The organism is Amycolatopsis sp. NPDC043889, assembly GCF_056435645.1.
In genome coordinates this window covers 120,451-144,984 of sequence record NZ_JBWKEC010000001.1, presented here as the reverse complement: position 1 = coordinate 144,984, position 24,534 = coordinate 120,451, and the positions used below count along the sequence as shown (strand labels likewise).

Below are 24,534 nucleotides of genomic sequence, written 5' to 3'. Positions count from 1 at the left end.
CAAGTGGTTAGTGAACACTCACCATAGTGGGTGAGTGTTCACTAACCCAGGAAGGCGTGACCATGAAGCTCACTGTTCTCGGTGCCACGGGCGGGGTCGGCTCCGAAGTCGTCAAGCAGGCGCTGGCCGCGGGGCACCACGTCACGGCGGTCGTCCGCGACCCGTCCCGCCTGAACGCCGAAGGTGAACTGCTGGAGGTCGTCATCGCCCGGCTGTCCGAGCACGGCGCGCTGACCGAGGCGGTGTCCGGGCGCGACGTGGTGATCTCCGCCCTCGGCGCCCGCGACCGCAACCCGACGACCATCGTCACCGACGGGGCGCACGCCGCGGTCGCCGCGCTCGGATCGGCGGGCACGCGGAGGCTGCTCCTGGTGAGCGCCAGCGGCCCGTTCGTCGACGGCGACGCCTTCTTCACCAGGAACGTCGTCAAGCCGATCCTGGGCAGGGTCCTCCGGCACGCCTTCGCGGACATGGTCGCCGCCGAGCGGATCGTGCGCGCGAGCGACCTCGACTGGACGATCGTGCGCCCGCCGCGCCTGCTGAACGGGCCGCACACCGGCGCGATCGCCGCCCGCACCGACGGCAACGTCCGCGGGAGCTACAGCATCAACCGCGCCGACGTCGCCGACTACCTGCTCCGCGCGGCCGCGGACGATTCGCTCGTCCGTCAGACGGTCTCGATCGCCCAGGGCTGATTCCGCGTTTCGTCCTCCGGATGCGGTTGTCGCATGCGCAACGATCGCGTTCAGAGGACGAAACGCGGAAGTAGAGTCGCGGGGTGATCAGCCGTGCGGTGGTGCTCGCCCCGATCCTGCTCGCGCAAGCCGTCCGGGTGCGCCGTACGACGCCAAGGCTGCCCGGTGCCGCGGGGCCGGTCACCGGCCTCGTGAAGGGCGGCGGCCGCCCGGTGCGGCTCGCGGTGCTCGGCGAGTCCACCGTGGACGGCGTCGGCGCGGCCACCCACGCCGAGGCGCTGACCGGACGGCTCGCGGACGAACTCGCGCGGGACGGCGGCGCGGTCGCCTGGCAGGCACTCGGCAAGACCGGCGCCAACGCGCGCGTGGCGCGCGAGGAGCTGCTGCCGCTGCTCGAACCCGCCGACCTCGTGGTGATCGCGCTGGGTGTCAACGACACGATCGAACTGCATTCGGCCACCCGCTACCGGCGTGACCTGCTCGACCTCGTCGTCGCCGTGCGGCGCCGGGTGGGCCGGGTCCCGGTGGTGCTCGCGGGCGTGCCGCCGATGGGCCGGTTCCCGTCGCTGCCGCGTCCGCTGCGGGACGTCCTCGGCGCGCGGTCGGCCGTCCTCGACGCCGCGGCCGCGCGGCTGGCGCTGCTGCCCGGCGTCGTCCACGTCCCGATGCCCGCCGCGATGCTGGACCCGGCGACCTTCGCCGAGGACCGTTTCCACCCCGGCCCCGAGGGCTACCGGCGCTGGGCCGAACAACTCGCGGACGTGAGCCGACGGCTACTCAGCGACACCATTTCCGGGTAAAAACGCTGATCGGGTCACCCGCCTGCCACAGATTAAGAAATTTCCGCGAAAAAACTGGCTCTGCGTGTATCTGGTGGCAGCCTCATTGCGTCCTATGGAGCAGTCGAGGAAATGAGGGACACCCGATGACGACCGAGACCCACACCGCGCCCGACGCCGACGAGGCCACGGCCACCGAAGACCTCGAAGAGACGACCCCGAAGCCGAAGCCGATCACGGCGCCGGTCCCGCCCCGTCCCGGCACCAGCCCGGACGGCAACTGGGAGCCGAACGGCACCAACCCGCCGGTGAACTGAACCAACACAGACAGGTGATGTCCGGAGGCCGAGGGGGCCTCCGGGCATCACCTCCGGGTGCTCCCTTCGGGGGAGGGGGGACGCCCGGACGCGGGCCCGTTGGGGAGCGGGCCCGGGGGGAGGGAAAAAGGGCCGGCCGGTGCGCAGTCCACACCTACTCGCGCCGGCCGGTGCCTTTGGTCCTTCACCCCACATCGAGGGGATGACCGAAATTCGACAAAAAAGTTAGTGACTTGATGTATCCCAGAGCCTCTTGCACGCTCCTTCTCCCCGAAGGGCCCGCGATACTGCCAGCGCCGACACGAAGACACGTCCGAAGTGGGGCAGATACGGTGACCGACGTGCAAACGACCGAGGTAGACCCGCCATGGGAAGGACTGACCGGTGCCGACCTGCATGCCGCCTGCATGCGCGCGGCGCGGGCCGGTGACCGCCAGGCGATGGACAGACTTGTGCACGAGCTGACCCCGCTCGTGTGGCATGTCGCGCGCGCGAACGGGCTCGACCGCCTGACCGCCGAGGACGTGGTCCAGACGGTGTGGCTCGCCCTGTTCAGTCAGCTCGAGAAACTCCGTGACCCCAAGGCGCTCGCCGCGTGGCTGATCACCACCACCAGACGCGAAGCACAACATCCTTTCGGCCGCCGCGCCCAGCCTGTCCCGCTGACCGACGAGCTGGCCGAGAGTATGGAGAGCACCCACCCGGCCCCCGAAGAGGAAGCCGTCCGCGCCGACCGGGATCGCCGGGTCTGGCGCGCCTTCCTCCGCCTGCCGCACCGCTGTCAGCAGCTCCTTCGGCTGACCGTGCTCGCCGGGAGGGCCGAATACCAACTGGTCGCCGAAGCACTCCGTATGCCGCGCGGAAGTGTCGGCCCGACCAGGGGCCGTTGCCTCGAATCGATGCGCGACCTGCTGGCCCACGAAGGGGGAAGCCGATGAACGACCTCGGGACGCCGGGGGAGATGACCTCCCCGGGCGATGAGGCCTTGCTCGCCGATATCGGGCGCTTCATGAACGAACTGGACCCGCCACCGGGAGACCTGGTGCAGCGGGTTCAGTTCGCGCTCGCGCTCGAAAACCTCGACGTCGAGGTCGCCCGCTGGGAACGGATGGACGCCACCGCGGGCGTTCGTGGCAGCGACACCGGCACGATCACCTTCACCGTCAGCGACCTGACCGTGATGATCAACCTCACCAAGATCGGCAAGAAACACCGGATCGACGGTTGGCTCGTGCCCGCCGGCGAGTACGGAGTGGAGGTTCGCGTCGCCGAGCACGGCACGAGTTCCACCACCGCCGACGAGGGAGGCCGGTTCGTGCTGGACAACGTCCCCCAGGGCACCACCCAGATCGTGATCCACCTCGGCGACGTGACCTGTCGCCGGACCGTCGTGACCCCGACAGTGGTGCTGTAACCGGACGGCTGTTCCGTTATGCGGCGCGGGTGTGCTCCCATAGTGCGTGTGCCCGCGCAGCTTCCTGTCGTCGATCCCGTAGCCGAGGCCGCGGACCTCCATCGTCAGGCGATGGCCGCCGCCGCCGACCACGGCCCGGGCGCCGCGATCAGGTTGTTGCAGCGCGCTTTGTCGTGCCTCGGGCCGCTGAAGGCAGCCGGGCCGGAACGGCTGGAGATCCGGGTCAGGGTGCTGATCAGCCTCGCCGCGGCCGAGGCCGAGGTCCTGTCCCAAGAGGACGGATTCGCGCGGCTGGACGAGGCGGAGCGAGTGCGGCTTTCGCTGCCGGAAGGCGAAACCCGGCGGCTGCTGCGGTTCACCGTCGTCCTGCAGCGCGCCGTCGTCCTGATGCGGATCGGGAGGTTGGAGGAGGCACTCGCGCTCTACGACGCGGTGCTTCCCAGCCTGGCCGACGAGGTGGAGGACCACAGCCTGCTCCTGACCCGGAACATGATGAACCGGGCGTGGCTGCATCTCCAGATGACCAATCCCGACGGCGCCTACCAGGATCTGAGCGGCGCGCTGGACATCGCGGTGAAGTACGGCCATCGCCGCCTCGAAGGGAAGATCCGGCACAACCTGGGTGATCACGCCCAGTTGCTCGGCGACATCCCCGAAGCGCTCCGGCACTACGAACAGGCGGCCTCGATCTTCGTCACCGACGGTCCCGGCTCGCTGCCGCTCGTTCGGCTCGACCAGGCGAAGGCCCTGCTCACCGCCGGGCTCGCCGAGGAAGCGGCGCGACACCTCGACGAGGCGATCCCCGAACTCCGGGACAACGGTGCGCGCCATCTCGTCGCGGAAGCGGAGGTCGCGCGGGCCGGGGCCGCCATCCTCGAGGGTGACCACGTTCTCGCGAAGAAGCTCGCGACGTCCGCACGGCGGAGCTTCCTGCGGCGTGGCAACGGCCGGTGGGCGGAGATCGCCGAGTTGACCCGGCTCCGCGCGGACGCGGTGAAGGTACTGGCGGACCGGGAAAAGAAGCCGTCCGCGAAACTGCCGGAGCGGCTGGCCGATCTCGCCATCCGGCTGGCCGGGCTCGGTCTGCGCGACGAAGCGGGCGCGGCCAGGATGTTCGCGGTGCGGCTGCTGATCCGTCGCGAAGAGACGGTCGCCGCGCAGGAACTCCTGGCGCAGGTACCGAAACCTCGGCAGACCACGCCGATCGACCACCGGATGCAGCTGCGGCTGTGCCGGGCCGAACTCGCGGTGGCGTCGCATCGGCCGCGTTCGGCGCTCGCGCAGGCGCGGGCAGGGTTGGCGGAACTCGGGCAGATCCGCGACCGCATGGGCGGGCTCGACCTTGTCTGCGGGACGGCGGCGCACGGCGAGGAGCTGGGCAAACTCGCGCTCACGCTGGTGCTCAAGAAGGCGAGGCGCAGCGGCGCCGGGGCGAAGAGCCTGTTCGCGTGGCTCGAACGCACGCGCGCGCAGGTGTACCGCTACGAACCGTTGCCGGTCATCGAGGATCCCGCGCTCGCCCGGCACATCAACGAAATGCGGCACTTGCAGGGGACGATCCAGGCGCGGCGGTCGTCCGGCGAACCGGTCGGGAAACTCGAGGAGCGCTACGACCGTTTGCAGCGGGAGGCGACGCGGCTCGGGTGGTACACCAGCCAATGGGGTCGGCCGCGCCCGGTCTCGGCACCCGAAGAGGTGGTGGAGCGGCTCGGCGATCGCGTGCTGGTCAGCCTGATGGGGTATCGCGACACCTTGTACGCGGTGGTCGTCGACCGCGGCCGGTTCCGGCTGCTGAAGCTGGGGCCGCTCGCGGAGATCGTCGAGACCGCGCGGCAGTTGCACGCGGACCTCGACGCGCTGGCACCGGACAACCTGCCCGCCCCGCTGGTCGAGGTCGTCACCGGTTCCGCGCGGCGCCGGGCGGACAAACTGGACAAGCTGATCTCGGCGTCGCTGGCGAAGACGCTGGAGAACCGCGAGCTGATCATCGTGCCGATCGGCTCGCTGTACGCGTTGCCGTGGGGTGCTTTGCCGTCACTGCACGGACATCCGGTGTCGATCGCGCCGTCGGCGACCGCATGGGTGACCGCGTCCGGGAGGCGGAGCTCCGGCCCGGTTCTGCTCGCCGGCGGGCCTGGGGTGCCGGGTTCGGTCGGTGAGGTGCGGAACCTGCGGACCGTGTACCCGCAGGCCCGCCTCGTCGACGGGAAGGACGCGACCAGCGACGCCGTACTGTCCGCTTTGGACGGTTCCGGGATGGCGCATCTGGTCGCGCACGGCGCGCACGAACCGGCGAACGCGCTGTTCTCGCGGCTGGAGCTCGTCGACGGCCCGTTGTACGCGCACGAAACCGCCCGGCTCGCGAAGCCGCCGGAACGGGTGGTGCTGGCCGCGTGCGAACTCGCGATGAGTCATATCCGGCCCGGCGAGGAGGCGCTCGGTTTCGCCGGGACGCTGCTCGCCAGTGGTTCGCGGACGGTCATCGGCGCGATCGCGCGAGTCGGCGACAAGGCCGCCGCCGCCGCGATGTCCGACCTGCACCGGCGGTTGGCTTCGGGGACCGCGCCCGCTTTGGCGCTCGCGGAAGCGACCGCCGCCGATCCGTTGCGGCGCCCCTTCCTGTGCCTGGGCGCGGGCTGAAGGGACTTTCGCCGCGTCCTATGCGGCTTTGGCGTCCTTCAGTTCCCCACAGGAGTTGTCCACAACCATCGCCCCCTGTGGACAACTCAGCCGAGCGGCCCTTTCCGTACCCCATCGCCGGTAGACTGGACTCGGGGTCGCCCCCCTTGGGAAGGGCGGGGGGTGGGGTCAGGCGCGTTCCGCGTGTTTCACCAGGCGAGTGGCCAGGATCGAGATCACGGTGCGCAGGGCCGTGCGGACGGCGGCGCCGGTGCCGGGCAGCGGTTCGGTGAACCGGCCGGCCCAGCGCAGATCCGTACCGCCGGAAGCGTTCGGCGTGAACGAGACTTCGGCGCGATAGTCCTTGAGCGGTGCGAGACCCGCGAAGCCGTAGACGTGCTTTCGGTCCTGTTCGTACTCCAGCGTCTCTTCGTGGAGATACACCGGCCACAGCCCGACGGCCCGGACTGCGCCCACTCCGTCCGCGTCCGGCTTCCGCGCCCAGCGCGAGTGGAACACCACCGGCTTCGCCCATTCCGACCACCGGGAACCGTCGGCCTCCAGAGCGAACAGCGAAGCGGGCGAGGCGCTGCTCGTCCGGTTGACCTCGAAGGAGTACGTCTTGCCCATGTGGCGACGATAACCGCTCCGGCCGCCACGGATAAGTCAAGATAGGGGCGTGAGCACGACGCGCCGCGAGATCGCCACACCACATTGGCTGGTGCAGCTGCTCCGCAGCACACCGGTTCCCATTCCGTGGAACATGGTCGCCCGCGCCGTCCTCGCCCTCGCCGTACCGCTGGCCGTCGGTTACGCGCTCGGCGACATCGCCGTCGGCGCGCTCATCTCCACCGGCGCCCTGCCCACCGTCCTTTCGGAATCCGCCGGCCCGTACCGCTACCGTGCCCGGCGGCTCGGCGGCGCCACCGCGGCCGCCGTCCTCGGCTACTTCGCCGGGTTGATCACGGGCGGCATCCCGGCCGCGTCCATCCCGGTCGTCGTCGGGGTCGCGGCGGTGTCCGCGCTGATCAGCGCGGCGGGCAGCAACGCGTCGGTCGCCGGGCTCCAGATGTTCGTCTTCTGCGTGCTCGGCACCGGCCAGCACGTCACCGGCCTGCGCGTCGAAGTCCTTCTCGGCTACTTCTGCGTCGGCGCCGCCTGGAGCCTGCTCGTCGCGCTCGCCACCTGGACCTTCCGCGCCACCAGCCCCGAACGCGGCGCCGTCGCGCACGTCTACGTCGAACTCGCCGCGATGCTGTCCGCGACCGACGAAGCCACCTCCCGCGTCGCGCGCCACCAGCTCACGACCGCGATGAACACCGCGTACGACCGGCTGCTCACCGCGCGATCCTGGCTGTCGGGCCGCGACGCCACCTACCGCCAGCTGCTCAACCTGCTCTCGGCCAGCACCCCCGCCGTCGAGGCGTCCGTCGCGATGGTCAACGCCGGCCGCCGCGCCCCGGAAGACGTGATCGACCACTTCATCGCGACCTCGGCGGCCGTACTCGCGAACCAAGAACTGCCGGAGCCGCCCGAAGCGCCCGAAGGCGCCGACCCGGTCCTCGCCGCGCTCTACGCCGGACTCGCCCGGATAGGCAAGGGCGACAACCGGAAACGGCGCGAGATCCAGCCGTGGCACAAACGCCTCCGCGGCTGGGCGGGGTCGCTCATCTCCGGCCCGCTCACCTGGTTCGCCGCTCTCCGCCTCACGTTGTGCGTCGCGATCGCCGAAGTCGTCGCGCTGCTCGTCCCGTTCGAACGGTCCTACTGGATCACGCTCACCGTCGGCATCGTCCTCAAACCCGACTTCGGCTCGGTGTTCGGCCGCGCCGTGCTGCGCGGTATCGGCACGGTGATCGGCGTGGGCATCGGCGCGGCCGTACTCGCCGCGGGCGGCGAAGGCTGGCTGCTGGTCCTGCTGATCGCCGTGTTCGCGGGCGGCGTCGCGGTCGGCAAGGTCCGCAACTACGGCATCCTCAGCGCCTTCGTGACGCCGTTGATCATCCTGCAGATGGATCTCGCCAGCACCGGAAGCTGGGACGTCGTGCTCGCGCGGCTCGTCGACACCGTGCTCGGCTGCGCGATCGTCCTGATCTTCGGCTACCTGCTCTGGCCGGGCAGCCGGCGGCCGCAGGTCGGCGGACGGCTCGCCGACAGCCTCGACAGCCTGGTGAAATACGTCGACAAGGGGCTCGTGCTCGCGCCGTCGGGCGAAGCGCGATTGGAACGTTCCCGCGCCCGTCGCCGCGCCTACCGCGCACTGGCCGACCTGCGGACCGCGTTCCAGCAGGTCGTCGTCGAACCCTCGGCAGCCGGGCGGCAGGCCGTCGCCTGGTGGCCGGTGATCGCCGGGCTCGAACGCGTCGCCGACGCCGTCACCGAGGTCGGCGTCACCCTCGGCCGCGGCGCCCCTGCCCCGGCCGATGCCGACATCGCCCTCCTGACGGCCGCCCTCACCGAACTCGCGGCCGCCGTCCGCGAAGAACGGGAACCGGCGGAGATGCCGATGCCCGACAACGAGCAGCTGTCCGGCGTCGTCGACCAGATCGGCGCCGCCTTCGACGCCGTGCGCGGCCCGGACCTCGTCGAACGCGCGCCGCTGCGGCTGGTACGGCGGTTCCTGCCCTACCACCGCCGCGCCTGAGCGTCAGCCGAACCGGATGTGCTTGACGCTCGTCCACTTGCGACGCACGAAACCCCGCAGCGCGCCGTCCGTGTTCGGGGCGAGGGGCAGCCCGGCCGACGCGGCGATCCGATCGGCGACCCGCGCGACGGCGAGCGTGTCCGTGTGGATGTGTTCGCCGAACTCCGCACCGCTCAGCCGGTCCAGGCAGAGGTCGAGCTTCGACACCGCGAAACTCTCGCGCTTCGGCGGCCTCCCCTTCCGCCGTACGGAATGGACGATGCCGCGTTCGCTCAGCCGTCGCAGCACGGTTTCGCGTTCGGCCAGCAGCGCGAAGTGCCGGACGTCGTGCCCGCGGTCGGCCAGCCTGCCGACGATCTCCTCGAAGTACCGGGGCTCCACCAGCGTCATCGGCACGATCACCGGACCGTCCTGTTTGCCGAGTACCAGGTCGAGCACCTCGAAAACGCCCTGGCGCCAGGCGGCGAGGTCCTGGAAGTCGCCGCGCAGCCGTGGCGGCATCATCCGGTGCAGGCCGAAACCCGCGACCTCGGGATCGGACAGGACGCTGCCGGGCAGCCGCCGGTGCAGTTCGTGCGCGGTCTGCGTCTTGCCGCCGCCGAACGGGCCGTTGATCCAGACGAGCATGCCGCCGACCCTAGCCACGCGACCACCCGTACGGGGGAGGGTGAGCATCATCTCGAACTAATGTTCGAGTTTTCACGCATAATCGACGCATGCTCGACACTGGTGACACGCTGCCGCCGGGGCCGCGTCACCTGCACATGGTCCGGCCCAACCAGCCCGTTTGGGTCGATCTCAAGCTGGTGTACCCCGTCGGCGCGGTGAAGACCCGCCTGCCCGACGGCCTGGATCTGACCGGCACCGTCCCCGGGCTGCTGGGGATGTGGCGGGCGACGACGACGGGGCACTGGGTCGGCTGGGTCACCTTCCAGCTCGGTCCGGTCGGCCGGGGCGGCACGACGCATTCGCAGTGGGTGCTGGCCGAGGCGCTGCGGCCGCGCGAGGAGCGGAACACGTGGTCGGGCAGCTTCCCCTCCGAGCGGAGGCGATGATCGTCCCGTCTCATGGACGGTGTTGACCGCACGCCGGATCGCGCCCACGATGGCCCCGTGTCCGTCCACTGGGAGTCCGCGCCGACGCGTTCGGCCGGCGAAGGCGTTGCCGCATTGCTCCTGCGCCGTGGACGTTTGGGCTCTCCGCCCGCGTAGCTCCTCATCTCGCCAAGTCGTCCGACGGTGAATCCAGGGAGCCTCCATGTCCATCGAACTGCCCGACAGTGTCCGCCTCCGCCCCGCGACCGTCCCCGACGGCGGGATCCTCGAAGGGCCGAGGCTGCTGCGGCGCCTGCCGGAAGGCGTCGAAGAACGCCCGTACGAGCTTTTCGCGCTGCGCCCGCTGGGGCGGGTGATCGGTGCCGAGATCGGCGGCGTCGACCTGGCCCGGCCGCTGACGCCCGCCCTCCACGCCGAGCTGAATCGCGCGTTGCTGGAGTGGAAGGTGTTGTTCTTCCGCGACCAGGACATCACTTCGGCGCATCAGCGCGCCTTCGCCGCCAACTGGGGTGAACTGGAGACGAACCCGTTCATCCCGAAAGGGGAGACCGCGGACACCACCCGGTTCACCCGCTCGGCGACCATGCCCGCGTTCGAGAACATCTGGCACGTGGACGTCACCTTCCGGCCAGAGCCCGCGCTCGGTTCGGTCCTGCGGCTGATCGAGATCCCGCTGGTCGGCGGCGACACGATGTGGGCCGACATGGCCGCCGCCTACGACAACCTGCCGGAAGACGTCCGCGACCGCGTCGACGGGTTGACCGCGGTGCACGACTTCATCCCCGGCTTCGACCGCTTCTCCGATCCGGAACTGCTGCTGCGCCACCAGGACGCGTTCCCGCCGGTCGAGCATCCGGTCGTCCGCACGCATCCGGAAACCGGGCGGCGCACCCTCTTCGTGAACCAGGCGTTCACGACGCACATCGTCGGCATGGACCGCGACGAGAGCGACAGGCTCCTGCGGTACCTGTTCAGCCGGGCGCATATCCCGGAGTTCCAGGTGCGCTTCAGCTGGCGGCCGGGTTCGGTGGCCTTCTGGGACAACCGCGCCACCCAGCACTACGCCGTCAACGACTACCACCCGTACGCGCGCGTGGCCGAACGCGTCGCCATCGTGGGCGACCGGCCGTTCTGAGCGTCCCCACGACGGGTGATCGCGGGGCGTGTTCGCCGGTGCCTGTGTGACGATGTGACCATGGGCATCAACTTCGATGAATTGAAGAACAAGGCCACCGACGCTCTCCGCGAGCACAACGACAAGATCGAGGGCGGCCTGGACAAGGCGGCGGACTTCGCGAAGTCGAAGTTCTCCGGTCACGATTCGCAGATCGACTCCGGGGTCGAGAAGGCGAAGGGCTTCATCAACAAGTTCGACGACACCCCCGACACCCCGCCCCAGCAGGGCCAGTAACCCCTGCGCATTTCGTCCTCTGAATGCGGTAGTTGCGTGTGCAAGGACCGCGTTCAGAGGACGAAACGCGTCAGGAGACCTCGCCGATCGCGGTGTCGCCCTCGATCGCGGTGATCCGGCCGCCGCGCTCGCCGAGCGCGATCAGGCCGTCGCGCGCGTCCGGCGCGCTCAGACTGACCCGAACTCCCGCGCGTTCCGCGTCCTTACTGGCCGCAAACGCTTGCGCGCCCTCATAGCCCGCGTTGACCGTCACCGCGAGGCCGCCCGTCGACGCCAGCGAGCCCCGAGCGGCACCCAGCCGTCCGAGCGCTTCGTCGACGATCGGCAGCAGCGCGTCCCGGTTGCCCTCGGTCATCGCCCGCACCAGCGCCGGGCTCGACCCGGCCACCCGCGTGCCGTCCGTGTAGGACCCGGCGGCCAGCGCCATCGCCAGCGGCCCGCCCTGCGCGCCGATCGTGGCCAGGATGGCCGCGAAGATATGCGGCAGATGCGAGATCCGCGCGACCGTCTCGTCGTGCGAGTCCGACGGCAGCGGCACGACATGCGCGCCGACGTCCAGCACCAGCTGGGCGACGTCCGCCCAAGCGGTCAGATCGGTGTCGTGCTCGACGCCCAGCACCCACGCCGCGCCGCCGAACAGCGCCGGGTTGCTCGCCTTCCAGCCGGAGCTCGCCGTCCCGGCCATCGGGTGCCCGCCGACGAACTTCGCGTACGGCGCGCGACGGCGGACCGAGTCGAGCACCGGGCCCTTCACGCTGGTCACGTCGGTGAGCACGCAGTGCCCGGCGACGCGCGAAACGGTCCGGAGCACTTCCTCGACCGCGGGCAGCGGCACCGCGAGCACGATCATCGCGTCCCGCTCCGCCGCCTTGCCCAGCGCGGCTTCGACCTGTGTCGTCACGTCGAAACCCGCCCTGCTGGCGGCGTCCGCGTCAGCTTCGGAGGTCGTCGCCCCGAACGTGGTGCGGCCGATCGAATGCGCCGCGCGCAGCAGCGAACCACCGATCAACCCGAGCCCGATCACGCATACGTCCCGCACAAGGGTTCATCCTGCCATCTACGAGGCCACTCGTCAGAGAACGGCGGCGAGGCGGGTTCCCTGATCGATGGCGCGTTTGGCGTCCAGTTCGGCCGCGACGTCGGCGCCGCCGATCAGGTGCACCGGCAGTCCGGCCGCGCGCAGGTCGTCCACGAGGTCGCGCACCGGCTCCTGGCCCGCGCAGACGACGACGTTGTCCACATCGAGCACGCGCGGCCGGTCACCGACGGTGATGTGCAGGCCGTCGTCGTCGATCCGGTCGTAGGTGACCCCGGTGAGCTGCTCGACGCGTTTGGCCTTCAGCGCGGCCCGGTGCACCCACCCGCTGGTCTTGCCCAGTCCCGCGCCGATGCCGGACTTCTTGCGTTGCAGGAGGAAGACCTGCCGCGGTGACGGCTCGACCTTCCGCTCGGTCAGCCCGCCCGCCGCCCGCTCGGGATCGGTGACGCCCCATTCGGCCATCCAGGCGTCGAGATCGAGCGCGGGGGAGGTGGTGTGCGTCAGGAACTCGCTGACGTCCACGCCGATCCCGCCCGCGCCGATCACGGCGACCTTGCCGCCTACCGGTTTCCCGTGCCGCACGACGTCCACATAGGACAGAACCTTGGGGTGGTCGATACCGGGGAGCGACGGCACCCTCGGCGTCACGCCGGTGGCCAGCACGACCTCGTCGAACCCGGCGTCGATCAGATCGGCGGCGGCCACGCGCGTGCCGAGGCGCACCTTGACGCCGGTGACCTCCAGTCGTCGCGTGTAGTAGCGGATGGTCTCCGCGAACTCCTCCTTGCCCGGGATCTTCCGCGCGATCCCGAACTGGCCGCCGATCTCGTCGTCGGCTTCGAACAGTTCGACCGTGTGCCCGCGTTCGGCCAGGCCGGTCGCGGCCGCGAGCCCGGCGGGACCAGCGCCGACGACGGCGACGCGTTTGGTCTTGCGCGTGGGTGAAAGCGTCAGCGTGGTCTCGTGGCCCGCACGCGGATTAACCATGCAGGACACCAGTTTCCGCTTGAACGCGTGGTCGAGACAGGCCTGGTTGCAGGCGATGCAGGTGTTGATCTCGTCCTCGCGCCCGCTCTCGGCCTTGCGGATCCATTCCGGGTCGGCGAGGAACGGCCGCGCCATCGACACCAGGTCCGCGTCGCCGCTCGCCAGCGCCTCCTCGGCGACCTCGGGCATGTTGATCCGGTTCGACGTGACCACCGGGATCCCGACGTGCGGCTTGAGCTTGCCGGTCACCCAGGTGAACGCCGCCCGCGGCACGGACGTCACGATCGTGGGCACCCTCGCCTCGTGCCAGCCGATGCCGGTGTTGATGATCGTCGCGCCCGCCTCTTCGACCTCCTTGGCCAGCGCGACGACGTCTTCCCAGCGCTGTCCGCCTTCGACGAGGTCCAACATGGACAGTCGATAGATGATGACGAAGTCCTCGCCGACCGCCTCCCGCGTGCGGCGCACGATCTCGACGGCGATCCTTCGGCGGTTTTCCGGGCTGCCGCCCCATTTGTCGGTGCGCTTGTTGGTCCGCTCGGCGAGGAACTGGTTGATGAAGTAGCCCTCGGAGCCCATGATCTCGACGCCGTCGTAGCCCGCTTCCTTGGCGAGGAAGGCACAATCGGCGAACGCGCGGATCTGGCGCAGCACGCCGTACCCGGAAAGGGCCCGCGGTTTGAAGGGGTTGATCGGCGCCTTGATGCCCGACGCGGAAACGCTCAGCGGGTGGTAGGAATACCTGCCCGCGTGCAGGATCTGCAGCGCGATCTTGCCGCCCGCCTCGTGGACGGGATCGGTGAGTCGCTTGTGCGCCTTGGCTTCCGCACGCGTCGAGAGCTTCGACGCCAGCGGCAGGAGCCAGCCGGTCCGGTTCGGGGCGAAGCCGCCGGTGACGATCAGCCCGACCCCGCCGCGGGCGCGTTCGGCGTAGTACTCGGCCAGTTGCGGGAAATGCGCTTCCTTGTCCTCGAGGCCGGTGTGCATCGAACCCATGATCACCCTGTTGCGCAGGGTGGTGAAGCCGAGGTCGAGGGGGGACAGCAGGTTCGGGTACGGGCTCATCGCTGGTCCTTACGCGTCGTGGTGGAATGCCCGGAGGACTTCCTCGAGCCACTCGACGTGGCCCTGTTCGGTTCGGATTCCTCCGCGCAGCACGAGGAACTGATGCAACGACTGTCCACTGAGGACGCTGGGGTCGGGGAAGTCGCGCTTCTCGATCAGCAGGTACGCGTCGAGCTGTGCCGCGTGCGCGTCGCGATGCCGGGTGACCTCGGCGGCGACGGCGGCCGGATCGCCGAGGGTGGCGCCGCGGATCTTCACGGCGAGTTCCCTGGCGGTGGCCGACGGATCGGGTTCGGCGAGCCAGCGGGCGAGTTCGGCCCGCCCCGCGTCGCCGACGGTGTAGACCTTCTTGTCGGGTTTCCCGGACTGCGCGACCGGGGCGACGGCGACCCAGCCCGCGTCCTCCATCCGCTTGAGGACGCGGTAGATCTGCTGGTGGGTGGCGCTCCACCACAGCCCGATGGACTTCTCGAAGCGCCGCGTCAGCTCGTAGCCCGAGCCGGACCGCTCGGACAGTGAAACCAGGATCGCGTGCTCCAGTGCCATGCACCTAGTTTCATATGCACCTAGTTGCACTGCAAGGCGACGTGGGTCACAAAGCGCGTGAAGGCCCCTTTCCCTCGGCCCAGCCGAGGGAAAGGGGCCTTCACGCGGGAAAGCTACGGCTTGCGGGCGATACCCCCGATGACGCGGGACTCCGAGGGGTTCGCGGCGAAGAGGGTCTTCTCGTCCGGGTGCCACGCCGGCGCGTAGACCAGGCCCGGCTCCAGCAGCGGCCAGCCGCCGAAGAACCGCCGGAACTCGTCCATGGTGCGCAGGAAACCGGGGTTCGTCGTGGTCTCGTAGTACTCGAGGATGTCGAGCAGCGCCTGCCGTTCCTCGTCGCTGGCCGGATTCTCGTTGGTCATCTGCGAAAGCACCAGCAGCGAACCCGGCGCGAGCCGGTCGCGGTAGAAGTCCAGCAGCCCGTCGGGGTCCTGCTCGTCCTTGATGAAGTGCATGACCGCGTTGACCACCAGCGCGATCGGCTCCCGGACGTCGATGATGCCGGAGTCCATCACCCGGTTCCAGAGGTCTTCGGGGTCGAACAGGTCGGCGGCGATCGCGTGGTGACGGTCGGGGTCCGCGGTGTCGGCGAGCAGCAGCGTCGAATGCGCGAGCGCGATCGGCTCGTTGTCGATGTAGAGGACGTGCGTGTCCTCCTGCGGTCGCGCCTCGTCGGCGACCTCGTGCACGTTGCCCGCCGTCGGCAGGCCGGAGCCGATGTCGACGAACTGGCGGATGCCCTGTTCGGCGCAGTGTCGCACGGCGCGGCCGAGGAACTGCCTGCTGGTCTTGCAGTAGTCGCCCATGAGCGGCAGGCGCTCACGCACCTTCTCGGCGAAATTGCGGTCGATGGCGTAGTGGGTGTCGCCGCCGATGAAGTAGTCGTAGACCCGGGCCGCGGACGGCCGGTCCAAGCTGTTCTCGACGGCCCTGAGCGCCGCGTCGTGATCGATCATCGTCATCCCTTTGTCCGCGCCGGAAATCCCATGCTAACCGGCCGGGACGTAGGCCTCGCGATAGGCGTTCACGGATTCGGTCAAGCGATCGAGCTCCGCGCGGGTGCGGGCGAGACCGGCCGCGTCGAGGCCCATCGCGTCACCGATGATCTTCGGGATCCCGCTCGCGCGTTCCCGGAGCCGGGCGCCGTCCCCGGTCAGGCTGATGCGGACGGACCGTTCGTCGTCGGCTTGGCGGACGCGCTCGACCAGTCCGGACTTCTCCAGCCGCTTGAGCAGCGGCGACAGCGTGCCGGAGTCGAGGTTCAGCACGGTGCCGAGTTCCTTGACCAGCCGCTCGTCCTCCTCCCAGAGCGCGAGCATCACCAGGTATTGCGGATAGGTCAGGCCCAGATCGTCGAGCACGACGCGATAGAGCGCGGTCACGGCCCGCGATGCCGCGTAGAGCCCGAAGCACAGCTGATCGTCCAGGCACAGCGATCCGGTGTTGTCCGTCGGCATCGGTCCTCCTCGTCCCCATGGTGCGTCGATCATGCCGCAGATCGCCACTCGAGTGAGCCAAATCTCCTTGAGTACATTTTAGTTGTGCACAACTAAGTTGCGAGCTACTTTTGCTGCGTCGACTTTGGAACCCAGGAGGCAGAAATGACCGCCAACCCGCACAACCTGGCCCTCGAACCGGCCGCGCAGGCTTTCGTCGAGACCACCGCCACCCCGCCATTCCTCTTCCAGCTGCCGCCGGAGGAAGGACGCAAGGCCGTCGACGAGGTCCAGGGCGGCGTCGTCGAGCTGCCCGCCGCGGACGTCGAGACCACGCACGTGGACGGCGTCGAGGTCCGCATCGTCCGGCCCCAGGGCGTGACCGGCCCGCTGCCCGTGATCGTCTACATCCACGGCGCCGGCTGGGTCTTCGGCAACTTCCACACCCACGAGCGCCTGGTCCGCGAGCTCGCCGTCGGCGCGGGCGCGGCCGTCGTCTTCCCCGAATACGACCGCTCGCCGGAGGCGCGCTACCCGGTCGCCATCGAGCAGAACTACGCCGTGGCGAAGTGGGTCGCCGAGCACGGCGCCGAAAACGGGCTCGACGGCACGAGGATCGCGATCGCCGGCGATTCCGTCGGCGGCAACATGACCGCCGCGCTCACCCTGCTCGCGAAGCAGCGCGGCGACGTCACCTTCCGGCAGCAGGTGCTCTTCTACCCGGTCACCGACGCGAACTTCGGCACCGAGTCCTACCGGCGGTTCGCCGAGGGGTACTTCCTCGCCCTCGACGGCATGAAGTGGTTCTGGGACCAATACACGACCGATCCGGCGCAGCGCGCGGAAATCACCGCTTCGCCGCTGCGGGCGAGCCTCGACGAGCTCGCGGACCTGCCGCCCGCGCTCGTGATCACCGCCGAGGCCGACGTCCTGCGCGACGAAGGCGAGGCGTACGCCGCCAAGCTGCGTCAGGCCGGAGTTCCGGTGATCGCCGTGCGGTACCAGGGCATCGTGCACGACTTCGTCATGCTCAACACGTTGCGCGGAACGCACGCCGCGGAAGCCGCGATTTCGCAGGCGATCGGGGTGCTGCGCACCGCACTCGAAGGCTGAGCGATTTGTCCAGGGTGACACGCGTCACCCTGGACAACACTTTCCGGTGGTCGCACGTCTCTTGATCCAGATGTGGGAAGTGCGGTGCGGGGGCGTGCCGCCGCCGGAGAGGGACACGATCGCCATGGGACTGGGACTGAGTGCCATCCGGCTCGATTCCACACTGAACCTGGTCATCGTCGTGGTGCTGACCCTGCTCGCGATCATCGCCGTACCGTTCTTCTGGGAACGCTGGCGCCGCAAGGTGCTCGGCCGCAGTGGCACGATCCTCGTCGCGGTGGTGCTGATCGTGGTCAGCACCGGGATGGGCGGGAACATGATCGGCGGGTTCTTCCCGACGGTCGGCGCCCTGTTCGGCACCGGTGTGTACTCGGCGGAAAACGTCGACGCCGTCGCCGGCGAGAACGGCTCGGACCTCGACAAACTGCGTGACGCCGGGGCGATGCGGGCCAAGGAGGGCAAGGGTTCCGTCGTGCACATGACGGTGACCGGCAAACGCACCGGCCTCACGCGCGACGTCTCGGTGTATTTTCCGCCCCAGTACTACGATCCCGCGTACCGGTCACTCAAATTCCCGGTCATCGAATGGATCCCGAATTATCCGTCCGGTCCGGAAGTGGTCACCGGCCCGTACGGGATGCCGGGCAGGCTCGACGAAGCGATCGCGAAGCACGTGCTCCCGCCGACCCTGGTGATCATCCCGGACCCGACCGGGAAACCGAAGGTCGGCCACGACACCGAATGCGTCGACGAAGTCAACGGCGCCCCCAACGACACCTACCTGACCGCCGACATCCGCGACTGGGCGATCGAGAAGCTCGGCGCGAGTACGCAGCGGAAGGCGTGGACGATGGCGGGCTGGTCCTCGGGCGGCTACTGCGCGATGAACCTGGTGACCAGGCATCCGCAGTGGTACGGCCAGGCGGCGAGCGTCAGCGGCTACTACAAGGCTTCGGTGGACGCCGAGACGGAGAACCTCTTCAAGGGCAGGCAGGACATCGTCGACGCGAACACGATCACGGTGAACCTGCAGAAGCACCCGTCACCGGTCGACATCCTCGCGATCGCGGGGGAGAAGGAAAGCTTCGAGAGTTTCTCGCTCGACCAGCTCCAGTCCGCCGTCCGCGCGCCCGCGACGCTGTCCACTTGGCGGATCCCGGACGCCGGGCACAACATGAACACCTTCAAGACGCAGATCCCGGACGTCCTGGCGTGGATCGGCGCGCGCACCGCGCCGCCGAGCGCGCCGCAGGACAAGAAGATCGTCGGCAGCGGCGGAGTCAAGCCGTGGCCGCTGCCGAACACCGGCGCCAAGGGCGCGCTGGTCGACGTCGTCGAGTAGCTAACCGCGCTTGGCGCGATAAGCCTTGGGGTACAACCGAAGCCGGTCGGGAACGCGGTTCCCGGCCACCTTCATGACCGCGCCAAGGCGCCGGAGTCGGCGCTCGTCCGCGTCCATCCACTTGAGACTCAAGCGATCACGCAGGGGCTGAGGGAGCAGGCCGATCGCGCACAGGGTCAGCACGTTCCCGCCCGCCGGCCGGACGGGGCGCCACAAGGCCTCCGGCAGGAACCACCACGGCGGCGGTGGCGTGTCCCGCATGGTGATCGAGTGGAGCAGCTCCCGGACCGTGTGGTTGTCCTCGAGCCGGTTCGCGACCACGTCGTCGAAATAGGCGTCGAATCCTTCCAGGTCCTCGGGCATGTGGTGCTCGCGGAGGCCGAGCAGCAGGCCCAGGCGTCGCCATTCCGCGTAGAAGTGACGCTTTTCGTTGTGGGACAAGGGATGTATGAACACCTCCTGTATGCGGACCGTCGTCCAGAACGTCGATCCGTGCACCCACCAGTAGGCCTCGGGGTTCAGCGCGTGATAGCGCTCGCCGTGATGGTCGATGCCCTTGATCGCCTTGTGCAGCTCGCGGAGCCGTTCGGCCTCCGCGGTCGCTTCCCGGCCGCCGAAAACCTGGCACAGCAAGGAATCGATGGTCCGGTCGAGGCGGCCCCACGGGTCTTCGGTGTAGTTCGAATGGTCGTGGACGCCGGCGCCGACCACCGGATGCGCGACCTGCAGCAGCAACGCCGTCCCCGCGCCGAGTAGCAGTCTCCGGTCGCCGACCACTCGCCAGGCGACGGAATCCGGGCCGAGCGGGGCCACGGCGGGCAGGCGGGCTTCGGTGCTCATGACGACCTCCCGAGAGAGTGGCGTGCGGCCACTGTCCCACCTTGTTTACAGGTCGTCAATAGCCGGTCGAAGCGCTTTCACCACCTCGGTCATCCGCTTGCCGGCGCCGGTGTAGGTGGTCGACACCGGTTGGGACGTCAGGACGACGACGATGTGGCGATCGTCTTCGCCGACGGTGCCGGAGCTGTGCAGGATCCGCGAGCCGCGGCAGCACGCCCAGCCCTGCTTGATCGACCAGCGAAGGGAACCGACGGCGTCCGGGATGCCGAAGTACTGCCGGACACCGTCGGAACCGCTCTCCGTCGCACCGCTCAACGCCCGCATGATCGTCGTCCGCGTTCCCGCGCCCGCCTGGTCCAGCAGATAGCGGTAGATCTTCGCGACGTCCGCCGCGGTGATCCGGGTGTCGCCCCAGCGGCCGGGATCCTCGGGAGGACGCGTGCCGCCGAGGCCGATCTTGCCCGCCCAACGGGTGACGATGGCGGGTCCGCCGAAGGCCGTCCACAGCCTGCTGGCGATGTCGTCGTCGCTGGCCGACAGCATCCGCTGCACGGTGCTCGCCGGTGTGCCCGCTTGAAGCGCTTCCAGTGCGATGAGGAGCTTCACCAGGGAAGCCGAGGTGTACGGCCGGTCCGCTTTGACGGAGACCGTGGTCTTCTTGGCGGTGCGGTCGTAGACGACCACGCTCACCTGCCCGCCGGGGACGAGGCCTGGGAGTGCCTCGGTGTCGACGGACTTCGGCGGTGGCCCTGGCGCCGCCGAGGAGGACGGAGCCGGGGATTCGACCGGTTCCGGTTCCGCTTCGAGGGTGATCACCGTGTCCCTTGACGCGGCGGCAGCGACCGCCGCCGGGCCGGGACGGTGCGGCGGAAGCAGCACCATCGCGACGATGGCTCCCAGGCACAGCCCCACCAGAAGGAAGACCCCACTTGCTTTGCCCACACGAATTGTTGACCGCATCACCCGTTCGTGTTCACGGCTAGGCCGTTCGGACGCCTCGGTTTGCCCGGGAGGACCCCGGGGTATCCGGCGCCCAAGCCTGAAATCAGGTCGCCAACTCTGGGAGGCGGAGCAATGGCACGTGCACAACGCGCTCGTATCCGGACCGCGGGTGTCCAGCCCGCGCAGGTTCTCGCCGGGCTGTCGAGCCTGGCCTTCCTGGTGTTCGGAATCGTGGGCTTCACCAGGACCGGGTTCGCCGATTTCGCCGGCCGCAGCGATGCGACCGTGCTCGGATTCTCGGTGAACCCGCTTTACAACCTCGGTTTCGTCCTGCTGGGCGCGATCGGTCTGCTGCTGACCTTCGGCTCGGGCCGGTCCCGGGCCTTCGGTCTCCTGACGTTCGTCGTCTTCGGGGCGCTGTTCGTCTGGGGCCTCATGATCACCGGGACCGTATCCACGAACCCGGTCTCAGAGGCGGGGAACCCGTTCAACCTCAACGCGACGGACAACTGGCTGCACCTCGGCCTCGCCGCTCTCGGGCTGCTGATCGCGTTCCTGCCCGCGCGGCACAAGGTGCTGCTGCCGGAGGACGAAGAGGAGAACGTGGTGACGGACCGGGCCGACAGCGCCACGGTCGTCGACCCCCTTCCGGACGGCTCGCGACGGCCGAAGCATGAAAAAGGCCCGACCGTCGCTCGTGAAGAGCGACCGCCGGGCCTCGCCCACTAGGTCTCAGTAGCCGTACTCCTGGGCGGGAGCGTCGTCCTTCTTGGGGGCGGCGTTCCCGCTCTGCGCGGCCTTGTTCTTCACCGGCGCGGTGCTCTTGCAGCCGGCGGGCTCGATGACGAACCAGGTGCCGCCGACGCCGTGCCCGTTCGCCTCACCGGCGTTCGCGTCCTTGGCGTAGCGGTAGACGGCCCATCCGCCGACGGTGACCTGCGTGGTGCCGTCCGCGCGCTTCACCGTGCCGAGCAGCTTCTGGTCGATGCCTTCGAGCTGGACGTCGCCCTCGGCGAGCACCGGCGGCCAGGTCTTCGCGCAGTCACCGTTGCAGGTCGGCTGCTTGTTCTTCTTGTCCTTGGTGAACATGTAGAGGGTGAAGCCGTCCTTGTCCACAATGGCCGGTCCGATGCCGTCGACGTTGCTCGCGACCAGCTTCGTGGTGCCGTCCTTTTGTTCGGCCGGAGCCGCCTCGGTCTCCTTGGCCGCCTGGCCCGCCTTGCCGCCCTTGGCGTTCGCGGCGAACCAAGTGCCGCCGACGCCCTGTCCCTTCGCCTCGCCCGCCTTGGTGTCCTTGGCGTAGCGGTAAAGCGCCCAGCCACCGACGGTGACCTGCTTGCGTCCGTCGGCGCGGGTCACTTCGCCGACCAGCGCCTGATCCACGCCCTCGAGCTGGACTTCGCCCTCGGCCAGCATCGGCGGCCAGGTCTTCGCGCAGTCACCGTCGCAATTGGACTTCGGCGGCTTCGCGCTGTCCTTGTCGAAGCGGTACAAGGTGAACCCGTCCTTGTCGACGAGAACCTGGCCGAGATCACCGGCTTCGGCCACGGCCACCTTGGTCTCACCCTTGGCCGCGGGGGCGCTCCCTCCCGCCCCGGCCACCGCGGCGGCGGGAGCGACGGCCGGCGCCGCCGTCTCGGTGCCGCCGGAGCAGGCCGACAGCGCGACCAGGCCCACGGCCGCGGACGCCGCTGCGACGACGAAACGCTTGCGAAGCATGGGATTTCTCCTTGTTCGTAGGGGTTCCGCGGCTTGGCGCGGTGAGCTTGTACCCCCTACACGGACCCGGCGCGGGACCGGTTCAAGGAGTTTTCGGATTTTCTTCGCGTGCCTCCAGGGCGGCGTCGGTGAGCACCCCGGCCGACCCGGTGTAGTTCGCCGGATCCAGCAGGTCGGCGAGGGAATCCGTGGGGAGGACTCCGGTTATCTCGGGCAGGCCGGAAAGAACCTCGCCGAGCGCCTTGTCCTGTTCCAGCGCGAGTTTGGACGCGCGTCCCAGGACTTCCTTGGCCCGTGCCTTGCCGAGCAGCGGCGCGAGCACCGTCGACAGACGCTCGGAGACGATCTGGCCGTGCGTGAGGCCGAGGTTCTCGCGTATGCGTTCGTCGTTGACCACCAGGCCGCGGGCGAGCTCGGCGGCCGTGTGCGCGGCGCCGCCGGTCAGGCGCAGGCATTCGCGCAGCAGTTGCCACTCGGCGTGCCACGCGCCCGCGGATCGTTCGTCCTCGGAGACCAGGGCCTGGGTGACGCCGGTGGCCAGCACCGGGACCTGGAGCGCGGCCGACCGGATCAGCGTCGCGAGCACCGGATTGCGCTTGTGCGGCATCGCCGAGGAGCCGCCCCGGCCCTCGCCCGCCGGTTCGGTGACCTCCCCGACCTCGGTGCGCGTCAGGAACTGGACGTCGACCGCGATCTTCCCGAGCGCGGCGGCCGTGAACGCGAGTCCGGCCGCGAGGTCGGCCGTCGGGGTGCGGAGCGTGTGCCAGGGGAGCGTGCTCTCGGCGAGACCGGTCTCCTCGGCGAAGGCCGTCTGGAGCCGCTGCGGATAGCCGTCGGGCAGGTCGGCGAGGCGCGCGTACTCGGCGTACGCGGCCCTCGTGCCCGCCGCGCCACCGAGCGAGACCGGCAGGACGACACGATTCAGCCTGTCGAGCGCGTCGAGCGTCATCTGACGCCAGCCCGCCGCCTTGAGCCCGAACGTGGTGGGGACCGCGTGGGCGGTGAGGGTGCGCCCGGCCATGATCGTGTCGCGATGCGCGCGGGCAAGTTCCGCCAGCGCGTCCGCCGTCGCCTCGAGATCCGCGACCAGTAGCGCCCGTGTCCGCGCGGCGACCAGCATCATCGCGGTGTCGAAGATGTCCTGGCTGGTGGAGCCGCGATGGACGTACTCCGTCCCGGCGGCCTCGGTCAGCTCCTTGATCAGCCCCACGACCGGGTTCGCCGTCTCACGAGCCGCCCTCGCCAACGCGACCACGTCGATCTCCACCGACGCGGCGGCCTCGGTGATCGCCTCGGCGGTGGCCCGCGGGATCAGCCCCGTGCCGGCCTGCGCCCTGGCGAGCGCCGCCTCCGCGTCCAACAGGGCTCGCACCCAGGCGAGATCACCCGTCGCCGCCTCGGCGGGCGTGCCGGCGCGGACCGGGGACAGCAGGCCGGAATCGGGATCGGCGTTCATCGCCCCAGCATCGCATTTCAGGGTTTCAGTGGCCTGTCCTCCCGTCTATGCGCTCGCGCAGCAGGTCAGCGTGGCCGGCGTGGCGCGCGTACTCGGCGATGTGATGCGTCAGCAACCACCGCAACGAGAACGGTTCCCCGTCACGGCGGCTCTTTCCCGTGTCGTCGAGCGACGCGGCCGCCACGATCTCCCGCGACCGCGCACACTCCTCATGCCACGCCGCCCACGCGGCCTCGACGTCGCCGCCGGTGTCCTCGAAGTCCTGCTCAGGCCACTCGTCGGAGTAATAGAGCAGCGGGACGTCCTCGCCCGCGAACTGCAGGCGGAACCACCAACGCTCGGTGCCCGTGAGGTGCCTGAGCAGTCCGTGCAGCGACAAGTCCGACGGCTCCACCGCCCGCAGAGCCATCTGCTCCGGCGTCAGCCCCTGGCACTTCAGTTCGAAGGTGCGGCGATGCCAGTCGAGGGTGGACGTCAGGATCTCGCGCTCGCTCGCCACGCGCGGAGGCTCCGGACGGTCGCCCTCCCAGTTGGCCGCGTAGTTCTCGTCGGGGATCGTGTCCATGCCCTCGACCATGGCAGAGACCCCCGACAATTCCGTGGCGCTCCGGCGACCGCCCCGGCATCCTGGTGGCCGACGGCGGTCTACTAGACTCGGCCGCACGGGCCGTTAGCTCAATTGGTAGAGCTGCGGACTTTTAATCCGTAGGTTCTGGGTTCGAGCCCCAGGCGGCCCACTCACTCGACATTCCCGCTGACCAGCGGGGATGTTCTTGTTTGTGGATCATGTGGTCGTCGGCGTGATCTTGGGTGGGCTCGCGGTGGGCTCTCCCAGCGCTCCGTACAGGAAGATCTCTGCAGCACTCGAGCAACGGCGTATCCGAGGGCGTGCTTCACCGTCGCGGGTTTGTGCCCTTTCTTGATCGGGCTTTACAGGTCTCCAGGGTCTCAGGCAGCGGTGTTCGTGTGGCGGGTCCGTCTGCCGGCGGCCACCGGGCGGCGCTCGTACACCACTCGCTTCGACCGGACGTGTTCGGCGATATGGTGGCGCTCCGACTGCACCAGCGGTGGCTTTCGCCGGGTTCGCGGCCGGGTCGGGTTCATTGACGAGCAGC

25 protein-coding genes and 1 tRNA gene are annotated in these 24,534 nt (G+C 69.5%); 14 read left to right on the top strand and 12 right to left on the bottom strand.

Going from position 1 to position 24,534, the window contains the following annotated elements; translation table 11 throughout:
- The first annotated feature begins 62 nt into the window (after positions 1–62).
- From AC0685_RS00760 to AC0685_RS00735, 6 genes are all read left to right on the top strand, one after another.
- Positions 63–695: an NAD(P)-dependent oxidoreductase gene (locus tag AC0685_RS00760; RefSeq protein WP_478223655.1), complete on the top strand. Its 633-nt coding sequence runs from the start codon at positions 63–65 to the stop codon at positions 693–695.
- A gap of 83 nt (positions 696–778) precedes the next feature.
- Positions 779–1,495 carry an SGNH/GDSL hydrolase family protein gene (locus AC0685_RS00755; RefSeq protein WP_478223654.1) on the top strand — a complete coding sequence of 239 codons (717 nt, stop codon included), beginning with the start codon at positions 779–781 and terminating at the stop codon, positions 1,493–1,495.
- Between the two features lie 125 nt (positions 1,496–1,620).
- The gene (locus AC0685_RS00750; RefSeq protein ID WP_478223653.1) at positions 1,621–1,791 is read left to right on the top strand and encodes a hypothetical protein; all 171 of its coding nucleotides are present in this window, start codon (positions 1,621–1,623) and stop codon (positions 1,789–1,791) included.
- 332 nt (positions 1,792–2,123) lie between these two features.
- Entirely contained in the window at positions 2,124–2,729 is a 606-nt protein-coding gene (locus AC0685_RS00745; protein WP_007030724.1) for an RNA polymerase sigma factor, read from the top strand.
- Complete coding sequence (locus tag AC0685_RS00740) at positions 2,726–3,205, top strand: carboxypeptidase regulatory-like domain-containing protein (protein WP_478223652.1); 480 nt, start codon at positions 2,726–2,728, stop codon at positions 3,203–3,205. Before AC0685_RS00745 ends, AC0685_RS00740 begins: the two co-directional genes overlap by 4 nt.
- A 111-nt stretch (positions 3,206–3,316) precedes the next feature.
- Positions 3,317–5,845 carry a CHAT domain-containing protein gene (locus AC0685_RS00735; RefSeq protein WP_478224426.1) on the top strand — a complete coding sequence of 843 codons (2,529 nt, stop codon included), beginning with the start codon at positions 3,317–3,319 and terminating at the stop codon, positions 5,843–5,845.
- A 168-nt stretch (positions 5,846–6,013) separates the two neighbouring features.
- On the opposite strand, the gene AC0685_RS00730 is transcribed toward AC0685_RS00735, so the two are convergent.
- Complete coding sequence (locus tag AC0685_RS00730; RefSeq protein WP_340686727.1) at positions 6,014–6,454, bottom strand: SRPBCC family protein; 441 nt, start codon at positions 6,452–6,454, stop codon at positions 6,014–6,016.
- 49 nt (positions 6,455–6,503) lie between these two features.
- On the opposite strand from AC0685_RS00730, the gene AC0685_RS00725 reads away from it, so the two are divergent.
- Positions 6,504–8,468 (top strand): FUSC family protein, encoded by a 1,965-nt coding sequence (locus AC0685_RS00725; protein WP_478223651.1) that lies wholly within the window; start codon positions 6,504–6,506, stop codon positions 8,466–8,468.
- A gap of 3 nt (positions 8,469–8,471) precedes the next feature.
- On the opposite strand, the gene AC0685_RS00720 is transcribed toward AC0685_RS00725, so the two are convergent.
- On the bottom strand, positions 8,472–9,095 hold the full coding sequence (locus AC0685_RS00720; RefSeq protein WP_478223650.1) for an AAA family ATPase: 624 nt from the start codon (positions 9,093–9,095) through the stop codon (positions 8,472–8,474).
- 89 nt (positions 9,096–9,184) lie between these two features.
- Between AC0685_RS00720 and AC0685_RS00715 the strand changes: the two genes are divergently transcribed.
- From AC0685_RS00715 to AC0685_RS00705, 3 genes are all read left to right on the top strand, one after another.
- Complete coding sequence (locus AC0685_RS00715; protein WP_340686730.1) at positions 9,185–9,523, top strand: hypothetical protein; 339 nt, start codon at positions 9,185–9,187, stop codon at positions 9,521–9,523.
- A gap of 202 nt (positions 9,524–9,725) precedes the next feature.
- The gene (locus AC0685_RS00710; protein WP_478223649.1) at positions 9,726–10,658 is read left to right on the top strand and encodes a TauD/TfdA dioxygenase family protein; all 933 of its coding nucleotides are present in this window, start codon (positions 9,726–9,728) and stop codon (positions 10,656–10,658) included.
- Between the two features lie 60 nt (positions 10,659–10,718).
- On the top strand, positions 10,719–10,934 hold the full coding sequence (locus AC0685_RS00705; protein ID WP_340686732.1) for an antitoxin: 216 nt from the start codon (positions 10,719–10,721) through the stop codon (positions 10,932–10,934).
- Between the two features lie 70 nt (positions 10,935–11,004).
- Here AC0685_RS00705 and AC0685_RS00700 read toward each other — a convergent pair whose 3' ends face one another.
- From AC0685_RS00700 to AC0685_RS00680, 5 genes are all read right to left on the bottom strand, one after another.
- Positions 11,005–11,958 (bottom strand): prephenate dehydrogenase, encoded by a 954-nt coding sequence (locus AC0685_RS00700; RefSeq protein WP_478224425.1) that lies wholly within the window; start codon positions 11,956–11,958, stop codon positions 11,005–11,007.
- Positions 11,959–12,006: 48 nt separating this feature from the next.
- Positions 12,007–14,025 carry an oxidoreductase gene (locus AC0685_RS00695; protein WP_478223648.1) on the bottom strand — a complete coding sequence of 673 codons (2,019 nt, stop codon included), beginning with the start codon at positions 14,023–14,025 and terminating at the stop codon, positions 12,007–12,009.
- Positions 14,026–14,034: 9 nt separating this feature from the next.
- Positions 14,035–14,571 (bottom strand): PadR family transcriptional regulator, encoded by a 537-nt coding sequence (locus tag AC0685_RS00690; RefSeq protein WP_478223647.1) that lies wholly within the window; start codon positions 14,569–14,571, stop codon positions 14,035–14,037.
- A gap of 113 nt (positions 14,572–14,684) precedes the next feature.
- Positions 14,685–15,533, bottom strand: a complete 849-nt coding sequence (locus AC0685_RS00685) for an SAM-dependent methyltransferase (protein ID WP_478223646.1) — start codon at positions 15,531–15,533, stop codon at positions 14,685–14,687.
- Positions 15,534–15,560: 27 nt separating this feature from the next.
- Positions 15,561–16,028 (bottom strand): MarR family winged helix-turn-helix transcriptional regulator, encoded by a 468-nt coding sequence (locus tag AC0685_RS00680; protein ID WP_125679026.1) that lies wholly within the window; start codon positions 16,026–16,028, stop codon positions 15,561–15,563.
- Positions 16,029–16,172: 144 nt separating this feature from the next.
- Here AC0685_RS00680 and AC0685_RS00675 point away from each other — a divergent pair, with 144 nt between their 5' ends.
- Both AC0685_RS00675 and AC0685_RS00670 read left to right on the top strand, forming a co-directional pair.
- The gene (locus AC0685_RS00675; RefSeq protein WP_478223645.1) at positions 16,173–17,120 is read left to right on the top strand and encodes an alpha/beta hydrolase; all 948 of its coding nucleotides are present in this window, start codon (positions 16,173–16,175) and stop codon (positions 17,118–17,120) included.
- Positions 17,121–17,244: 124 nt separating this feature from the next.
- Positions 17,245–18,462, top strand: a complete 1,218-nt coding sequence (locus AC0685_RS00670) for an alpha/beta hydrolase (RefSeq protein WP_478223644.1) — start codon at positions 17,245–17,247, stop codon at positions 18,460–18,462.
- Here AC0685_RS00670 and AC0685_RS00665 read toward each other — a convergent pair whose 3' ends face one another.
- Positions 18,463–19,302 (bottom strand): oxygenase MpaB family protein, encoded by an 840-nt coding sequence (locus AC0685_RS00665; protein WP_478223643.1) that lies wholly within the window; start codon positions 19,300–19,302, stop codon positions 18,463–18,465.
- 45 nt (positions 19,303–19,347) lie between these two features.
- Positions 19,348–20,244, bottom strand: coding sequence for a serine hydrolase (locus AC0685_RS00660; protein WP_478223642.1), 897 nt, complete (start codon positions 20,242–20,244; stop codon positions 19,348–19,350).
- A 132-nt stretch (positions 20,245–20,376) separates the two neighbouring features.
- Here AC0685_RS00660 and AC0685_RS00655 point away from each other — a divergent pair, with 132 nt between their 5' ends.
- Positions 20,377–20,973: a DUF4383 domain-containing protein gene (locus AC0685_RS00655; protein WP_478223641.1), complete on the top strand. Its 597-nt coding sequence runs from the start codon at positions 20,377–20,379 to the stop codon at positions 20,971–20,973.
- A 3-nt stretch (positions 20,974–20,976) separates the two neighbouring features.
- Here the strand turns inward: AC0685_RS00655 and AC0685_RS00650 are convergent, their stop codons facing one another.
- The 3 genes from AC0685_RS00650 to AC0685_RS00640 form a co-directional block, all read right to left on the bottom strand.
- The gene (locus tag AC0685_RS00650) at positions 20,977–21,963 is read right to left on the bottom strand and encodes an SCO0930 family lipoprotein (protein WP_478223640.1); all 987 of its coding nucleotides are present in this window, start codon (positions 21,961–21,963) and stop codon (positions 20,977–20,979) included.
- Between the two features lie 82 nt (positions 21,964–22,045).
- The gene (locus tag AC0685_RS00645) at positions 22,046–23,419 is read right to left on the bottom strand and encodes a nitrosuccinate lyase (RefSeq protein WP_478223639.1); all 1,374 of its coding nucleotides are present in this window, start codon (positions 23,417–23,419) and stop codon (positions 22,046–22,048) included.
- A gap of 25 nt (positions 23,420–23,444) precedes the next feature.
- Positions 23,445–23,984, bottom strand: a complete 540-nt coding sequence (locus tag AC0685_RS00640; RefSeq protein ID WP_478223638.1) for a DinB family protein — start codon at positions 23,982–23,984, stop codon at positions 23,445–23,447.
- 99 nt (positions 23,985–24,083) lie between these two features.
- Here AC0685_RS00640 and AC0685_RS00635 point away from each other — a divergent pair.
- Positions 24,084–24,156 (top strand) — tRNA-Lys (locus tag AC0685_RS00635).
- Positions 24,157–24,534: the final 378 nt, after the last annotated feature.

Bases quoted from the DNA above. Each gene is read 5' to 3' on its own strand.
- AC0685_RS00735 (WP_478224426.1), top strand. From the start codon at position 3,317: ATGGCCGCCGCCGCCGACCACGGCCCGGGCGCCGCGATCAGGTTGTTG.
- AC0685_RS00720 (WP_478223650.1), bottom strand. From the start codon at position 9,095: ATGCTCGTCTGGATCAACGGCCCGTTCGGCGGCGGCAAGACGCAGACC.
- AC0685_RS00715 (WP_340686730.1), top strand. From the start codon at position 9,185: ATGCTCGACACTGGTGACACGCTGCCGCCGGGGCCGCGTCACCTGCAC.
- AC0685_RS00655 (WP_478223641.1), top strand. From the start codon at position 20,377: ATGGCACGTGCACAACGCGCTCGTATCCGGACCGCGGGTGTCCAGCCC.
- AC0685_RS00645 (WP_478223639.1), bottom strand. From the start codon at position 23,419: ATGAACGCCGATCCCGATTCCGGCCTGCTGTCCCCGGTCCGCGCCGGC.
- AC0685_RS00670 (WP_478223644.1), top strand. From the start codon at position 17,245: ATGGGACTGGGACTGAGTGCCATCCGGCTCGATTCCACACTGAACCTG.
- AC0685_RS00690 (WP_478223647.1), bottom strand. From the start codon at position 14,571: ATGGCACTGGAGCACGCGATCCTGGTTTCACTGTCCGAGCGGTCCGGC.
- AC0685_RS00640 (WP_478223638.1), bottom strand. From the start codon at position 23,984: ATGGACACGATCCCCGACGAGAACTACGCGGCCAACTGGGAGGGCGAC.
- AC0685_RS00705 (WP_340686732.1), top strand. From the start codon at position 10,719: ATGGGCATCAACTTCGATGAATTGAAGAACAAGGCCACCGACGCTCTC.
- AC0685_RS00750 (WP_478223653.1), top strand. From the start codon at position 1,621: ATGACGACCGAGACCCACACCGCGCCCGACGCCGACGAGGCCACGGCC.
- AC0685_RS00710 (WP_478223649.1), top strand. From the start codon at position 9,726: ATGTCCATCGAACTGCCCGACAGTGTCCGCCTCCGCCCCGCGACCGTC.
- AC0685_RS00695 (WP_478223648.1), bottom strand. From the start codon at position 14,025: ATGAGCCCGTACCCGAACCTGCTGTCCCCCCTCGACCTCGGCTTCACC.
- AC0685_RS00760 (WP_478223655.1), top strand. From the start codon at position 63: ATGAAGCTCACTGTTCTCGGTGCCACGGGCGGGGTCGGCTCCGAAGTC.
- AC0685_RS00680 (WP_125679026.1), bottom strand. From the start codon at position 16,028: ATGCCGACGGACAACACCGGATCGCTGTGCCTGGACGATCAGCTGTGC.
- AC0685_RS00740 (WP_478223652.1), top strand. From the start codon at position 2,726: ATGAACGACCTCGGGACGCCGGGGGAGATGACCTCCCCGGGCGATGAG.
- AC0685_RS00675 (WP_478223645.1), top strand. From the start codon at position 16,173: ATGACCGCCAACCCGCACAACCTGGCCCTCGAACCGGCCGCGCAGGCT.
- AC0685_RS00685 (WP_478223646.1), bottom strand. From the start codon at position 15,533: ATGACGATGATCGATCACGACGCGGCGCTCAGGGCCGTCGAGAACAGC.
- AC0685_RS00730 (WP_340686727.1), bottom strand. From the start codon at position 6,454: ATGGGCAAGACGTACTCCTTCGAGGTCAACCGGACGAGCAGCGCCTCG.
- AC0685_RS00650 (WP_478223640.1), bottom strand. From the start codon at position 21,963: ATGCTTCGCAAGCGTTTCGTCGTCGCAGCGGCGTCCGCGGCCGTGGGC.
- AC0685_RS00665 (WP_478223643.1), bottom strand. From the start codon at position 19,302: ATGAGCACCGAAGCCCGCCTGCCCGCCGTGGCCCCGCTCGGCCCGGAT.